Raw genomic sequence first — 14,523 nt, 5'->3', positions numbered from 1 at the left:
TCCCAGACGGCGCCGGAGTTCACCATGAAAACCCTGCACCCGGTCGCGCGCCTCGCCGACCTGCGCGAAGACCGTGGCACCGCGGTCAAGATCGAAGACATCGAAATCCTGCTACTGCGCGTCGGCGACCAGGTGCGGGCCTTCCAGGCCCACTGTCCCCATGCCGGCGCCCCGCTGGCCGAGGGCGCCGTCTGCCAGGGGCGGCTGGTCTGTCCCTGGCACAAGGCGAGCTTTGCCGTCGACGATGGCAGCCTGTGCGAACCGCCGGCGCTGGATGCGCTGCAGCGCTATCCGGCCGAGGTGCGTGAGGGCGAGGTTCTGGTGGGCAGCGAGCCACTGCCGGTACAGGCGGCCGAAACCCAACGCGACGAGCGCCTGTTCGTCGTCGTGGGCGCGGGCGCCGCAGGTACCGCCGCCGCCGCTGCCCTGCGTGAGTTCGGCTTTGGCGGTCGCCTCTTGCTGGTCGGCCAGGAACCGGGCGAGCCCTATGATCGGACCGCCCTTTCCAAATTCGTCCTCCAGGGCGACAAGGCCCCCGACGAGGCGCCGCCGCTGCGCGAGGCCGACTTCTTCCGCCAGCAGCGCATCGAACGCCTGCACGCCGAGGTGACCCGCCTGGATCCCCAGACCTGCCAGCTGGAACTAGGCAATGGCCAGACCCTGACCTACGACGGCTGTGTGCTCGCCACCGGTGGTGAACCCAGGCCCCTTGACGTTCCCGGTGCCGAGCTCAAGGGCATTCACCTGCTGCGGACCCGCGCCGACGCGGCCGCCATCCTGGCCGATTTGCCCGCCGAGGGCCGGGCGGTGATCGTCGGCGCCAGCTTCATCGGCCTGGAAGCCGCCTCCGCCTTGCGCAAGCAGGGCCTGGCGGTAGACGTGGTCTCCCCCGCCTCCCTACCCTTCGTCAAGCAGATGGGCGAGACCCTGGGCCAGCACTTCAAGACCCTGCACGAGACCAATGGCGTCATCTTCCACGCGCCCGGCGAGGTGATCGGCTTCGAAGGCGTGGGTCAGGTCCGCCAGGTCAGGCTCAAGGACGGTACCCGCCTACCCGCCGATGTTGTGCTGATAGGCACCGGCATCGCTCCGGCGACGGCTTTCCTCGCCAACCTGCCTCTGGCAGACGATGGCAGCGTACCGGTGGATGCCCAGCTCAAGGCTGCGGAAGGCCTCTACGCTGCTGGCGATCTGGCCACCTTCCCCTATGCCGGTCAGCCGACCCGGATCGAGCACTGGCGCCTGGCCCAGCAGCACGGCCGCCTGGCGGCACGCAACCTGCTCAGCCACGCCGAAACTTACGCGGACGTGCCGTTCTTCTGGACCCTGCATCACGGCAAGCGTTACGAGTACCTCGGCCATCCCCGTCACTGGGAGGACATGCACCTCGACGGCAGCCTGGGTGATCAGACCTTCGTCGCCCTGTTGCTGGCCGAGGATCTGGTAGTGGGTGTAGTCGCCTGCCAACGAGAGCGTGCCACCGCCATCCTGTCCCAGCGTCTGCGCCAGCCGCTGGGACGCGCCGAGGCCCTGGACATCGTCCAGGCCAACTGAGGAGCTGCCATGGCCAATCCCTATCGCATCGGCCTGATCGCCGACACCCATGGTCTGCTTCGGCCGCAGGCACTGGAGGCCCTGGCCGGCAGCGATTTCATCCTGCACGCTGGCGACATCGGCAAGCCGGAGATCCTCGACGCCCTGCGCGAGCTGGCACCTCTGGCCGTGGTCCGGGGCAACAACGACGACGGGCCCTGGGCCGATGACATCCCCGAGCGCGTCACCCTGACCCTGGCCGGGGTCGACGTCCATATGCTGCACATCCTGCCGGAGCTCAACCTGGAGACCGCCGGCGCCGCGGTGCGCGTGGTGGTCAGCGGGCACTCGCACAAGCCGCTGATCGAAACGCGTGATGGCGTACTCTACGTCAACCCCGGCAGCGCCGGCCCACGGCGCTTTCGGCTGCCGATCAGCGTCGGCCGCCTGACCCTGGACGCCGGCCGGATCCAGGCCGAGATCCTGGAACTCACTCCCTGAAGGAACCCCGATGAGCATCGACTACTACTCCTACGAACCCGCCCAGGGCCATGGCCTGCCCCACGATCCCTTCAACGCCATCGTCGCGCCGCGCCCCATTGGCTGGATCTCTTCGCAAAGCGAAGCCGGCATCCTCAACCTGGCGCCCTACAGCTTCTTCAACGCCTTCAACTACAAGCCGCCGCTGATCGGCTTTTCCAGCCAGGGCTACAAGGACAGCGTGGCCAATATCGAGCGCACCGGTGAATTCGTCTGGAATCTGGCCACCCGCGAACTGGCCGAGGAGATGAACGCCAGCAGCGCCATGGTCGGGCCGGAGGTGGACGAGTTCGCTCTGGCGGGCCTCGAACCCGCACCCTCCACCCTCGTCAAGGTGCCACGGGTTGCCCGGGCCCAGGTGGCCTTCGAATGCAGGCTGAGCCAGATCGTACGGCTCAAGACCGCTGCCGGTGACGACCTGGACCAGTGGCTGGTGCTGGGCGAGGTGGTAGCGGCCCATATCGACAAGCGCCTGCTCAAGGACGGCATTTATCAGACCGCAGCCGCTCGTCCCATCGTACGGGGCGGCGGCCCGGCCGACTATTTCGAGATCACCGAGGCCGCGCTGTTTCGCATGCGCCGCCCGGACTGACCGGCGCGCTCCGGAATGCAAAACGGCGCCCTTGGGCGCCGTTGTTGTTCTCGCGAGGGCTAATTCGCCGCACTGACGCGGAAATTCAGGCGCGGGAAATGCACCTGGATGGCCCCCAGCTGCTCATCGTGGCGACGGATCACCAGGGCTTCGCTATCGGCATGGACCAGCTCACCTACCACGGGATCCACGCCATAGTCGGTCGCCGCCACGCTCACTCGCTCGCCCCAGGCAAAGCCCTCCACGGCCAGCGCCTGGTCACGCGGCAAGGCCACCGGCTCCGCCGTCCTGGCGATCTCCAGCGCCTCGGCGGCGCCGAGATCCTCGTGGGTACCGTGGCCGAAACCCAGCACCCGAGCGAACCAGGCGGCGATCTCGGGGCGCTCGTCGATCAGGGGCGCCAGCTGCGGCGTGCTCTTGAGGAACCAGAAGTTGTGGGCCAGGGCGATGTCGGCTACCGAGGGCGCGCCGAAGAGGAATTCACCGGAGGCACGCTGGAGCTGGGTCTCCAACCGGGTCAGCAGGGTCGGCAACTGCTGCCGGGCCTGCTCGGGCGTCAGCCGGCTCAGGCTGCCGCCGCTGAACAGCGCCTTGCGGTCATCCAGAAAGGCCTGGGCCTGCTCCGGCGGCAGGCTGGCCAGGCGCGGGCCCATGATCTCTGGCTGGAACATCAGCGCCACGGCGTGCTGGAACAGCACCGAGTCCGCCCAGCCGGCAAAGGCGGCCACGACCGCCTCCTGGCCTTCCGGGAACAGCGCCGGCACGGCCTTTTCCGCCTCCAGGCGGCGAGCGATCAGGGCCGTGTCGCAATAGACGTCCGCGCCCACCTGCAGCACCGGCGTCTTGCGATAGCCACCGGTGAGGGCCACCAGCTCAGGCTTGGGCAGCATCCGCGGAATGATCACCGAACGCCAAGCCAGCCCCTTAAAGCCCAGCAGCAGGCGCGCCTTCTCGGCGAAGGGCGATTGCCAGTAGTGATGCAGAATCAGCTCGGACATGACAGCACTCCTGAATCAGCCGCGGATAGGGTGCCGGACAGGGCCAGCACCAGGGATTCCTTGGCTCGTTTGGGTAGCTTCTTGATCTGGATTTCGCGGCGCAGGGCGGCCGATTTGTCGCCGCAGGCTTCGACATAGACCAGCGCCTGGGCCGGGCTGGAGGCGAAGAAGCGGGCACCGCGGCCACTGCGGTGTTGGGCGAAACGGCGCTCGGGATCATCGCTGATGCCGCAATAGAGCGCCTGATTCTCGGCACGCACCAGGTAGACATACCAGGTGCGCGCGGGTGGCAGGGGGACGTCGCTCACCGTCAGGCGAACCACTCCCGGGCGGTACGCCAGACGCACACGCCAACGAAGTAAATGCCGCTGGCGAACCAGAGCACCATCAGCCACAGCGGCTTGTCGGGATGCACGAACACCATCATGGCGCTGCTGAGCAGCCAGATAGAGGTCACGGTGATGTTCACTGCCATCAGCTGGCGCACACGGAAGGGATGCAGGAACTTGACCCGGGTCAGGGTCAGGGCGGCCAGTACCAGCACCACCGCCATGCTGAACCAGGGCGCCAGGTCCAGCACGTAGAAATACAGCGCCACCACGTTCCAGGCCGCGGGAAAGCCAACGAAGTAGTTGTCGGCGCTCTTCATGTTCACATTGCAGAAACAGAACAGCGACGACAATAGGATGATGCCCACCGCCACCAGTTCGAAGTGCGGCGGCAAGGGGACGAAGCGATAGATGAAGATGGCCGGAATGAACACGTAGGTCAGGTAGTCGACCACCAGGTCCAGCGCCGAACCGTCGAAGTGGGGTAATACCCGCTTGACCTCGAACTTGCGCGCCAGGGTGCCGTCGAGACCGTCGACGAGCAGGGCGATGCCGAGCCACATCAGGCAACCCTTGGGTTGACCGTCGACCAGAGCGAGCAGCGCCAGAAGCGCGAGGATCACACCACTGGAGGTCACCGCATGGGCGCCCCAGGCCTTGGCTTTTGTCAGCATGAGCGGATGGGAAATGGAGTTCACGGGCGTCTCTCTATGATGACGGCTTCGACTGCCCGGCGCACCGCTCGTTCTAGCGATGCGCTGCGAAATCGACAATGAAGCCGGTGAACGGCAAGGCGGACCTTGACCGCCGACCCCGGAAACCGGGCGCCAAACATCGAGGATACCGCGCCTTGAGGTCCTTTGCCCGCCTTCCCGCCGAACGCCCGTGATTGGGTTCGCAGGACGACCGGGGCGGATGGGTGTCCACCCCGGTCGCGTCTCAGTGCAGGATCTGCCCGAGGAACAGGCGCGTACGCTCATTCTGCGGGTTGTCGAAGAACTGGTCTGGAGCGGCCTGCTCGACGATTTCGCCCTTGTCCATGAAGATCACCCGGTTGGCCACGGTGCGGGCGAAGCCCATCTCGTGGGTCACGCAGAGCATGGTCATGCCGTCCTGGGCCAGACCGATCATGGTGTCCAGCACCTCCTTCACCATCTCCGGGTCGAGCGCCGAGGTCGGCTCATCGAACAGCATGATGCGCGGCTGCATGCACAGCGCCCGGGCGATGGCCACGCGCTGCTGCTGGCCACCGGACAGCTGGCCCGGAAACTTGTGGGCCTGCTCGGGAATGCGCACCCGCTGCAGGTAGTGCATGGCGATCTCTTCGGCCTGCTTCTTCGGCAGCTTGCGCACCCACATGGGCGCCAGGGTGCAGTTCTGCAGCACGGTCAGGTGCGGGAAGAGGTTGAAGTGCTGAAACACCATGCCGACTTCGCTGCGAATGGTCTCGATCTGCTTGAGATCGTTGGTCAGCTCGGTGCCGTCGACGATGATCTGGCCCTTCTGGTGCTCTTCCAGGCGATTGATGCAGCGGATGGTGGTGGACTTGCCCGAGCCGGACGGTCCGCACAGCACGATGCGCTCGCCCTGGGTCACGGTCAGGTTGATGTCCTTGAGCACGTGGAACTGGCCGTACCACTTGTTCACGTCCTTGAGCTGGATCATGACCTTGCTGCTGTCGACCGGCTGCTTGTTGCTTACGTTCATCTATTGACTCCTAACGCTTGTGGCCGGTGTTCAGCTTGCGCTCCAGACGGGCGGAGTAGCTGGACATGGCGAAACAGAAAATCCAGAAGACCAGGGCGGCGAACACATAGCCTTCGGTGGACAGACCAGGCCAGGCCGGGTCGGAGGTGGCGCGCTTGATGCTGTTGAGCAGATCGAACAGGCCGATGATGACCACCAGGCTCGAATCCTTGAACAGCGCGATGAAGGTGTTGACGATGCCCGGGATCACCAGCTTGAGCGCCTGCGGCAGGATCACCAGACCGGTGGTCCGCCAGTAGCCCAGGCCCATGGCCGCGGCGGCTTCGTACTGGCCCTTGGGAATGGCCTGCATGCCACCCCGCACCACCTCGGCGATATAGGCCGCCTCGAAGATGATCACCATGACGATGGCGCGCAACAGCTTGTCGAGGTTCATGCCATCGGGCAGGAACAGCGGCAGCATCACCGACGACAGGAACAGCACCGTGATCAACGGGATACCCCGCCAGAACTCGATCATGGTCACGCAGATGACCTTGATCGCCGGCAGCTTGGAGCGCCGTCCCAGGGCCAGCAGAATGCCCAGCGGCAAGGCACCGACGATACCCACGGCGGCGATCACCACGGTCAGCATCAGGCCGCCCCACTCGGTGGTGGGCACCACGCGCAGACCGAAACCGCCATACAGCAGCCAGAAGGCCACCAGCGGATAGATCACCAGCAGGGCCAAGCCGTAGCGAGCCTTGTGCTTGAAGCTGTCGAGGAACAGCGGGATGGCGCCGATCACGGCGATCACCACGGTCAGATCCACGCGCCAGCGCTGATCGCCGGGGTAGAAGCCGTACATGAACTGTCCGAAGCGCTCCTTGATGAACACCCAGCAGGCGCCACCCGGGGCGCAATCGGCACGGGTGCTGCCGCTCCAGGTGGCATTGATGAAGGCCCAGTTCACCACCGGCGGCACGATCAGCCAGACGATGTAGAGACCGAACAGCGTCAGCAGGGTATTGCCGATGCTGGAAAACAGATTGCCTCTAATCCAGGCCAGGGCACCGACGCTGGAAGGCGGTGGCGGCAGGTCTGGTTTGAAGGTATGGGTCTGGTTACTCATACGCGCTCCTTAACGCTCGATCAGCGCGATGCGCTTGTTGTACCAGTTCATCAGGATGCTGATGCTGATGCTGATGGCCAGGTAGACACTCATGGTGATGGCCATGGTCTCGATGGCCTGGCCGGTCTGGTTCAGGACGGTGCCGGCGAACAGCGCCACCATCTCCGGATAGCCCACCGCGGCGCCCAGCGAGGAGTTCTTCATCAGGTTCAGATACTGGTTGGTCAGTGGCGGAATGATCACCCGCAAGGCCTGGGGAATGATCACCAGCCGCAAGGTCAGGCCCGGACGCAGCCCCAGGGAGCTGGCCGCCTCGGTCTGACCGTGGCTGACCGCCTGGATACCACCGCGCACCGTCTCGCCGATGAAGGCCGCGGTATAGACCGACAGGGCCAATGCCAGGGAGACCAGCTCGGGGATGATCACCCAGCCGCCGCGCAGGTTGAAGCCCTGCAATTCCGGCACTTCCCAGTGCAACGGCCTGCCGAAGACCAGGGCCGCCAGCAGCGGGATCCCGATCAGCAGCGCCAGCACGGTCCACAGCACCGGAAAGCGCTGGCCGGTGGCATGCCGCCGTTTGCGCGCCCAGCGCACCACCACCACGCTGGCGACGATGGCGATCAGCAGCGCGATCAGACCGGGTAAAAAGCCGGCATCGGCGATCGGCGCCGGCATGTACAGGCCGCGGTTGTTGACGAAGAAGGCATCGCCCAGGGTCAGGCTCTGGCGCGGACCCGGCAGCGGCGCGAGCACGGCGAAATAGACGAAGAAGATCAGCAGCAGCGGCGGAATGTTGCGGAAGGTCTCGATATAGACCGTGGCGACCTTGCGCAGCAGCCAGTTGTTCGACAACCGCGCCACACCCACGCTGAAGCCGATGATGGTCGCCAGGAAGATCCCGATGACCGACACCAGCAGGGTGTTGAGCAGACCGACCAGGAAGACGCGCCCGTAGGTATCGCCTTCGCTGTACGGAATCAGGTGCTGGGGAATGCCGAAGCCGGCGGTGTTGTTGAGAAAGCCGAAGCCGGAGGTGATGCCCCGGTTGGCGAGGTTGGTCTGGGTGTTGTCGAACAGGAACCAGCCGAAGGCCACCACGGCGACCACGGCCACGATCTGGAACAGCCAGGAGCGTACCTGCGGGTCGGTGAGCAGCGACCCACGGACCGGTGCGGACGGTTTGCTAACGTTTTGCATCTACTTGGAGCCTCATTAAATTCTCGCCCCACAGCGCGGGTAGCGCTGCAGGGCGAGAATCTGCACATCCGGAAGGTGTTCGGCGACTAAGGCGCCGAGATCAACGGACCGGCGGGGCGTACTGCAGACCGCCTGCATTCCACAGGGCGTTGAGGCCACGCTTGATCTTCAGGTCGCTGCCCATGCCGACGTTGCGCTCGAAGACTTCGCCGTAGTTGCCCACCTGCTTGACGATCTTCACCGCCCAGTCCTTCGGCAGCTTCAGATCCTTACCGAATTCGCCATCGGCGCCGAGCAGACGACGCACGTCAGGGTTCTTGGAGTCCTTGGCCTGGGCTTCGACGTTGGCGGAGGTCAGACCCAGCTCTTCGGCGTTGACCATGGCGAACAGCGACCACTTGACCACGGTCAGCCAGTCTTCGTCGCCACGCCGCACGGCCGGTGCCAGCGGCTCCTTGGAGATCACCTCGGGCAGCACGACGTAGTCGTCGGGCTTGGACAGCTTGTTGCGCTGGGCGTACAGCTGCGACTGGTCGGAGGTCAGGACGTCGCAACGACCGGCTTCCAGCGACTTGGCGCTCTCGTCCGAGGTGCTGTAGGTGATGGGGGTGAACTTCATGCCGTTGGAACGGAAGTAGTCGGCCAGGTTGAGTTCGGTGGTGGTACCGGCCTGGATGCACACGGTGGCGCCGTCCAGTTCCTTGGCGCTCTTCACACCCAGCTTATTGCTCACCAGGAAGCCCTGGCCGTCATAGTAGGTGACGCCGGCGAAGATCAGACCCATGCCGCCATCGCGGGAGCTGGTCCAGGTGGTGTTGCGCGACAGCACGTCGATCTCGCCGGATTGCAGCGCGGTGAAACGCTCCTTGGCGGTCAGGGGAGTGAAGCGAACCTTGGTGGAGTCACCGAAGACTGCAGCGGCCACGGCGCGGCAGACGTCGACGTCAATGCCCTTGTAGTCACCCTTGGAGTCGGTGAAGGAGAAGCCCGGCAGGCCATCGCTGACGCCGCATTGCACGAAACCTTTGTTCTTCACCGCATCCAGGGTAGCGCCTGCGTGAGCCATGCCGGACAGGCCAAGAGCAGCGGCGGTGGTCAGAATTGCCAGGGTAGACTTCACCATCTTCATCGATAAGCTCCACTTTGTTTATGAATTACGTTCCAGTTGCACGGCAGCACGATGTCTCTCGCCTGATTGCCGTGGAACCCGCCCACCCGATCCCTGGGCGTCCTTCATCAAGGGAAGAAGGAGACGCACTGGAAGGCATGACGAAGCAGTGAGTCAGTGTTACCTGTTAGTGCACTACCTGGCCGCAGCCTAGATGAGGCAATTTGCGGACCAGTGAATGCGACAGAAGCTCACTTGGCTCAAACCCGGCAATCGCGAGACTTCGAGCAAAAAGCCGGACGAATAAATTACGAAAATGCGACACGCATTTTGTGCACCATCTGTTACCACACCCATTTTTAGTGGCACCAAACTGGAGCAAAGCCTTGGAAAATTCGCCTCTTGTGCTGGAATCGCCCAGCGGAACCGCCGATAGCTGCGTCATTTGGTTGCATGGCCTGGGAGCCACCCAGCATGACTTCGAACCCGTTGCCGAATTGTTGCAGCGCACCCTGACCACAACCCGCTTCGTCCTGCCTCAGGCACCGACCCAGGCGGTCACCATCAATGGTGGCTGGGCCATGCCCTCCTGGTACGACATCCTGGCCATGAATCCGGCCCGGGCCATCGACCGCGCTCAGCTGGATGCATCGGCCGCCACGGTGCAGGCGCTGATCGAGACCCAGCAGGCCCAGGGCATTCCTGCCGAACGCATCGTGCTGGCCGGCTTCTCCCAGGGGGGCGCCGTGGTTCTGCATACCGCCTACAACACCGCCTGCCCCACCCTGGGTGGCGTCATGGCGCTATCGACCTATGCGCCCAGCTTCGAAGACGCCCAGGTCAACCGCGGTGGTGCCACCCCGGTGCTGTGCCTGCATGGCGACCAGGATGACGTGGTACCCCTGGCCCTAGGGCGCGCTGCCTACGAGGCGCTGGTGGCCGCCGGCGTGGAAGCGCTCTGGCACAGCTATCCCATGCGCCACGAGGTCATTCCCGCGGAAATCCAGGATATTCAGGGCTGGCTGCTGGCACGTCTCGGCGGAAAATAAAGACCGAATCGCCGAGCCGTTGCGTTTTTGGAAACCGGTCGACAGTTTGCGGAATCCGGGCACGAATGGAGGCCCGGACAGGGCCAAGCGAACGAACTTTGAGGTACCCATCCGGTCCAGTAGGGGTGCCTGAAGGTCGTGATGTGCATGGAGCAGCTATGGCCCGAGTTTTCCTTTCAGCCCCCGGGGTGATCCTTTGATGGCTGCCCCCTTGTCGGCCTGGCTGGCCGAAGTACCGGTCGCTTCCCTGAAGGACCTGCGCCTGTTCAAGGGCGTGGAGACCTACCTGCTGGAAGCCCTGATCGCCCGCTCGGCCACCCGTAGCCTGGTCGCCGGTGAGTGCCTGCTCTCGCCCGCCATGATCAACCAGTACATGTACCTCATCCTGGAAGGTCGCCTGCGAGTCCACCTGGGCTCGCCGGAAAATCCGCCCATCTATCTGCTCGGCCCAGGCGAATGCTCGGGCGAGATCAGCTTCATGGACAACGAGCGGCCCAGCGCCCACGTCATCGCCGAAGCCGACACCCAGGTGCTTTGCCTGCATCGCGACCTGGTGCTGGAGCTGATCGAGCGTTCTTCCAAGGCCATGCACAACCTGCTCGGCATCCTCTGTGAGCGGATGCGCCGTGGCAACCAGCTCATCGTCGACACCGAACGCAACGCCAATGTCGATACGCTGACCGGCCTGTTCAATCGGCGGCGCCTCGAGCAGCTGTTCGAGCGCGAGAGCACCCGTTGCGCCTTCAATCGGCAGCCCCTGAGCCTGCTGATGCTGGATGTCGATCACTTCAAGCGCTACAACGACACCCATGGTCATCTGGCGGGCGACTATGCCCTGTGCCTGGTCGCCAATACCCTGCGCGACCAGTTGAGACCCAAGGACAGCATGGCGCGCTATGGTGGCGAGGAGTTCGTCATCCTATTGCCGGAAATTGATCGCGACGAGGCGATCGCCATTGCCGAGCGCCTGCGCCAGAGCCTGGCGGAGATCAAGGATTTCTATTCGCCCTGCGGCAAGCTACCGGGCGTCACCGTGTCGATTGGCCTGGCGCAGATGCGCAAGGCCGATTCCCTGGACGAACTGGTCGGGCGCGCGGATAAGTCGCTCTATCAGGCCAAGGATGCCGGGCGCAATCGGATCAGCGGCTAAGCGGATTGCGCTTGCGTTCGGCAGGTAGTTGTTGCCGGGCACGTCGGTTGCTTTACACTGCGGTCTCATTCCGCTTTCGATGATCGAGACCCTCCGTGCTCAAGGCACTCAAAAAATTTCTGGGCAAGGATCAAGAGGTCGCTCAGCCGACCCCCTCCCCTGCGCCCCAAGCTACCCCCAGCGCCGCTCCTGAAGCCCCCTCCTCTCCTGACCCGATCGCGCCCGAGCCCCAGGCCGAGCGTGCGCCGCGCAAACCGCGCACCCCAGGCGAAACCCGCAGCCAGGAATCCCGCCCCCAGGAGCCACGCGCCCAGGTGGAAAAATCCGCCAAGCCACGTCGCGAACGCAGCCCGCGCAAGCCCAAGCCGATCGACACCTGGAAACTGGAAGACTTCGCGGTCGAGCCCCAGGAAGGCAAGACGCGCTTCCACGACTTCAAGCTGGATCCGCGGCTGATGCACGGCATCCACGATCTGGGTTTTCCCTACTGCACGCCGATCCAGGCACAGGTGCTGGGTTTCACCCTCAAGGGCAAGGACGCCATCGGCCGCGCCCAGACCGGCACGGGCAAGACCGCGGCCTTCCTGATCTCGACGATCACTCAGCTGTTGACCACCCCGCCGCCCAAGGAAAGGTACATGGGCGAGCCGCGGGCGCTGATCATCGCGCCGACCCGCGAGTTGGTAGTGCAGATCGCCAACGACGCCCTGGATCTGGCCAAGTACACCGGGCTCAACGTCATGAGCTTTGTCGGCGGCATGGACTTCGACAAGCAGCTCAAGCAGCTCGAAGCACGCTATTGCGACATCCTGGTCGCCACCCCCGGCCGTCTGCTGGACTTCAACCAGCGCGGTGAGGTGCACCTGGACATGGTCGAGGTGATGGTGCTGGACGAGGCCGACCGCATGCTGGACATGGGCTTCATCCCCCAGGTCCGCCAGATCATCCGCCAGACGCCGCCCAAGAGCGAACGCCAGACCCTGCTGTTCTCCGCCACCTTTACCGACGACGTGATGAACCTGGCGCGGCAGTGGACCACCGATCCGGCCATCGTCGAGATCGAGCCGGAAAACGTGGCCAGCGACACCGTCGAGCAGCACGTCTATGCCGTGTCCTCCAGCGACAAGTATCGCCTGCTCTACAACCTGGTCGCCCAGAACAACTGGGAGCGGGTGATGGTGTTCGCCAACCGTCGCGACGAGGTGCGCCGCATCGAAGAACGCCTGACCAAGGACGGCATCAGCGCCGCCCAGATGTCCGGCGATGTGCCCCAGCACAAGCGCATCAAGACCCTGGAAGGCTTCCGCGCCGGCAAGATCCGCGTGCTGGTGGCCACCGACGTGGCCGGTCGCGGCATTCACGTCGACGGCATCAGCCACGTGATCAACTTCACCCTGCCGGAAGACCCGGACGACTACGTGCACCGCATCGGTCGTACCGGTCGCGCCGGCGCCAGCGGTACCTCCATCAGCTTCGCCGGTGAGGACGACGCCTTCGCCCTGCCGCCCATCGAAACCCTGCTGGGGCGCAAGATCGGTTGCGAGATGCCGCCAGCCGAGTTGCTCAAGCCGGTCCCGCGGCAGCGTTGAGTAGCGCTGCCCCACCACGGCTCCTACGGGCCGCGGTAGGTTGGGCTGAGCGCAGCGAAGCCCAACATTGCCTCGAGGGCCGCCACTGTTGGGCTTCGACGATGGAACCGTCTCAACCCAACCTACGGTCTATCATGGTCATGACTGCGATAAGCCAGTCGCTCCTACAAGATAGGTCCTAGAGTGGATGACGGCGCAGCCTCATCCACCAACAGCCGGAGCACTACGTGGAAAACGCTGTGCGGTTTTCCCCTACGTCGTCCAACGCCCCGCGGCGTCTTGGTCGCTGGCACGCCCATCCACCCAGCGCGGGCCCTCGGATGTGTCCTCCTTCTTCCAGAAGGGTGCGCGGGTCTTGAGATAGTCCATCACGAAATTGCAGGCCTCGAAGGCCGCCTGGCGATGGGCGCTGGCGGTACCGACGAAGACGATGGGTTCGCCCGGCTCCAGGCGACCGATGCGATGCAGGATATCGACGTTAAGCAGCGGCCAGCGCTGATTCGCCTCTTCGACGATGCGCGCCAGGGCCTTCTCGGTCATGCCGGGAAAGTGCTCGAGGAACAGCCCGCCGACGTCGCGCCCAGCGTTGAAGTCCCGTACATAACCGACGAAACCCACCACGGCACCGATGCCGGTGTTGGCGGCATGCAGGGCATTGAGCTCCTGGCCAGGATCGAAAGCCGCAGCCTGTACACGAATGGCCATGCCTAGCCTCCGGTCACGGTGGGAAAGAAGGCGACTTCGTCGCCATCGCGCAGCGGCTCGGCCAGCCCGCAGAGTTCTTCATTGCGGGCGCACATGAGACCGCGCTCGCCCAGAGTCTCGGTCCAGATTCCACCGCGCTGGACCAGGTGCTCGCGCAGGTCGCCAACGGTGGCCAGATCAGGCTCCCAGGCCAGACTGTCCTCGGCGAGACCCAGCACCTCGCGATAGCGGGCGAAGAATTGCACGCGGATCATGCCGGCTGCTCCTTGGCGCGGAAGTGGCCACTCTTGCCGCCGTTCTTTTCCAGCAGGCGTACCGCCTCGATGGTCATGCCCCGATCGACCGCCTTGCACATGTCGTAAAGGGTCAGGGCCGCGACACTGGCTGCGGTCAGGGCCTCCATCTCCACCCCGGTCTGCCCGGACAGCTTGCAGGTGGCGGTGATCCGCACCGCATCGGGCGCTTCCGCGGCCAGCTGGACCTTGACGCCGGTCAGCATCAGCGGATGGCAGAGCGGGATGAGATCGGCGGTCTTCTTGGCCGCCTGGATGCCGGCGATACGGGCCACAGCGAAGACATCGCCCTTGGGGTGGCCGCCGCTCTGGATCAGGTCGAGGGTTTCCGGACGCATGCGCACCCGGGCTTCGGCGGTGGCTTCACGGAAGGTCACCTGCTTGTCGGTGACATCGACCATGTTGGCACGGCCTTGGGAATCGAGATGGGTCAGCACGGCATGACTCCTGGAAAGGACCTGCCATTGTAGACCTGCGGCTAGGGATTTGATCCCCGCCCGTGACCAGACGGGGATCGTGGGCTGTGTCTAAAAAGTGCCTGCGCTCGGTCATGCTGCGTTAACAATCCGTTCGGAATGCTCATTTACCACTCGTAAACTCCGCTTCCTCACGGATTTTTGCC

At 64.5% G+C, this 14,523-nt stretch carries 16 protein-coding genes; 6 read left to right on the top strand and 10 right to left on the bottom strand.

Features of this window, described 5'->3' with window-relative positions; all coding sequences use genetic code 11:
- The first annotated feature begins 24 nt into the window (after nucleotides 1–24).
- From FEZ61_RS19255 to FEZ61_RS19245, 3 genes are read left to right on the top strand one after another with little or no spacing between them, the layout of a single operon-like run.
- Nucleotides 25–1,554, top strand: coding sequence for an FAD-dependent oxidoreductase (locus tag FEZ61_RS19255; RefSeq protein WP_173150051.1), 1,530 nt, complete (start codon nucleotides 25–27; stop codon nucleotides 1,552–1,554).
- Nucleotides 1,555–1,563: 9 nt separating this feature from the next.
- Nucleotides 1,564–2,034 (top strand): metallophosphoesterase family protein, encoded by a 471-nt coding sequence (locus FEZ61_RS19250; RefSeq protein ID WP_173150049.1) that lies wholly within the window; start codon nucleotides 1,564–1,566, stop codon nucleotides 2,032–2,034.
- Nucleotides 2,035–2,044: 10 nt separating this feature from the next.
- Complete coding sequence (locus tag FEZ61_RS19245; protein ID WP_017639137.1) at nucleotides 2,045–2,665, top strand: flavin reductase family protein; 621 nt, start codon at nucleotides 2,045–2,047, stop codon at nucleotides 2,663–2,665.
- A gap of 59 nt (nucleotides 2,666–2,724) precedes the next feature.
- On the opposite strand, the gene FEZ61_RS19240 is transcribed toward FEZ61_RS19245, so the two are convergent.
- The 7 genes from FEZ61_RS19240 to FEZ61_RS19210 form a co-directional block, all read right to left on the bottom strand.
- Nucleotides 2,725–3,663, bottom strand: coding sequence for a glutathione S-transferase family protein (locus tag FEZ61_RS19240; protein ID WP_173150047.1), 939 nt, complete (start codon nucleotides 3,661–3,663; stop codon nucleotides 2,725–2,727).
- Complete coding sequence (locus FEZ61_RS19235; RefSeq protein WP_173150045.1) at nucleotides 3,651–3,971, bottom strand: GIY-YIG nuclease family protein; 321 nt, start codon at nucleotides 3,969–3,971, stop codon at nucleotides 3,651–3,653. The genes FEZ61_RS19240 and FEZ61_RS19235 overlap by 13 nt, the downstream gene beginning before the upstream one ends.
- 2 nt (nucleotides 3,972–3,973) lie before the next feature.
- Nucleotides 3,974–4,666: a phosphatidylcholine synthase gene (pcsA, locus tag FEZ61_RS19230; protein ID WP_085982652.1), complete on the bottom strand. Its 693-nt coding sequence runs from the start codon at nucleotides 4,664–4,666 to the stop codon at nucleotides 3,974–3,976.
- 265 nt (nucleotides 4,667–4,931) lie between these two features.
- A complete protein-coding gene (locus tag FEZ61_RS19225) occupies nucleotides 4,932–5,699 on the bottom strand; it encodes an amino acid ABC transporter ATP-binding protein (protein ID WP_017639134.1) in 768 nt (255 codons plus the stop codon).
- Between the two features lie 10 nt (nucleotides 5,700–5,709).
- Nucleotides 5,710–6,810 (bottom strand): amino acid ABC transporter permease, encoded by a 1,101-nt coding sequence (locus tag FEZ61_RS19220; RefSeq protein ID WP_017639133.1) that lies wholly within the window; start codon nucleotides 6,808–6,810, stop codon nucleotides 5,710–5,712.
- Nucleotides 6,811–6,819: 9 nt separating this feature from the next.
- Nucleotides 6,820–8,007 carry an amino acid ABC transporter permease gene (locus tag FEZ61_RS19215; protein WP_017639132.1) on the bottom strand — a complete coding sequence of 396 codons (1,188 nt, stop codon included), beginning with the start codon at nucleotides 8,005–8,007 and terminating at the stop codon, nucleotides 6,820–6,822.
- Between the two features lie 100 nt (nucleotides 8,008–8,107).
- Nucleotides 8,108–9,136: an amino acid ABC transporter substrate-binding protein gene (locus tag FEZ61_RS19210; protein WP_017639131.1), complete on the bottom strand. Its 1,029-nt coding sequence runs from the start codon at nucleotides 9,134–9,136 to the stop codon at nucleotides 8,108–8,110.
- A 365-nt stretch (nucleotides 9,137–9,501) separates the two neighbouring features.
- Between FEZ61_RS19210 and FEZ61_RS19205 the strand changes: the two genes are divergently transcribed.
- The 3 genes from FEZ61_RS19205 (at nucleotide 9,502) to rhlB (ending at nucleotide 12,903) form a co-directional block, all read left to right on the top strand.
- On the top strand, nucleotides 9,502–10,164 hold the full coding sequence (locus FEZ61_RS19205) for an alpha/beta fold hydrolase (RefSeq protein WP_178121643.1): 663 nt from the start codon (nucleotides 9,502–9,504) through the stop codon (nucleotides 10,162–10,164).
- Nucleotides 10,165–10,363: 199 nt separating this feature from the next.
- Entirely contained in the window at nucleotides 10,364–11,314 is a 951-nt protein-coding gene (locus FEZ61_RS19200; RefSeq protein WP_068382978.1) for a GGDEF domain-containing protein, read from the top strand.
- Nucleotides 11,315–11,433: 119 nt separating this feature from the next.
- Nucleotides 11,434–12,903 (top strand): ATP-dependent RNA helicase RhlB, encoded by a 1,470-nt coding sequence (rhlB, locus tag FEZ61_RS19195; protein WP_178121647.1) that lies wholly within the window; start codon nucleotides 11,434–11,436, stop codon nucleotides 12,901–12,903.
- Between the two features lie 252 nt (nucleotides 12,904–13,155).
- Here the strand turns inward: rhlB and moaE are convergent, their stop codons facing one another.
- Genes moaE through moaC form a run of 3 tightly spaced genes read right to left on the bottom strand, consistent with a single transcriptional unit; the run spans nucleotide 13,156 to nucleotide 14,338 of the window.
- A complete protein-coding gene (gene moaE / locus FEZ61_RS19190; RefSeq protein WP_064309232.1) occupies nucleotides 13,156–13,608 on the bottom strand; it encodes a molybdopterin synthase catalytic subunit MoaE in 453 nt (150 codons plus the stop codon).
- A gap of 2 nt (nucleotides 13,609–13,610) precedes the next feature.
- Nucleotides 13,611–13,862, bottom strand: coding sequence for a MoaD/ThiS family protein (locus FEZ61_RS19185; protein ID WP_017639126.1), 252 nt, complete (start codon nucleotides 13,860–13,862; stop codon nucleotides 13,611–13,613).
- Complete coding sequence (moaC, locus tag FEZ61_RS19180; RefSeq protein ID WP_017639125.1) at nucleotides 13,859–14,338, bottom strand: cyclic pyranopterin monophosphate synthase MoaC; 480 nt, start codon at nucleotides 14,336–14,338, stop codon at nucleotides 13,859–13,861. Before moaC ends, FEZ61_RS19185 begins: the two co-directional genes overlap by 4 nt.
- Between the last annotated feature and the right edge of the window lie 185 nt (nucleotides 14,339–14,523).

This window comes from Pseudomonas sp. MS15a(2019), assembly GCF_013277805.1.
In the GTDB taxonomy this organism is placed as follows: domain Bacteria; phylum Pseudomonadota; class Gammaproteobacteria; order Pseudomonadales; family Pseudomonadaceae; genus Chryseomonas; species Chryseomonas benzopyrenica.
The sequence above is the reverse complement of the archived record's forward strand: the minus strand, read 5'-3'. Positions and strand labels throughout refer to the sequence as shown.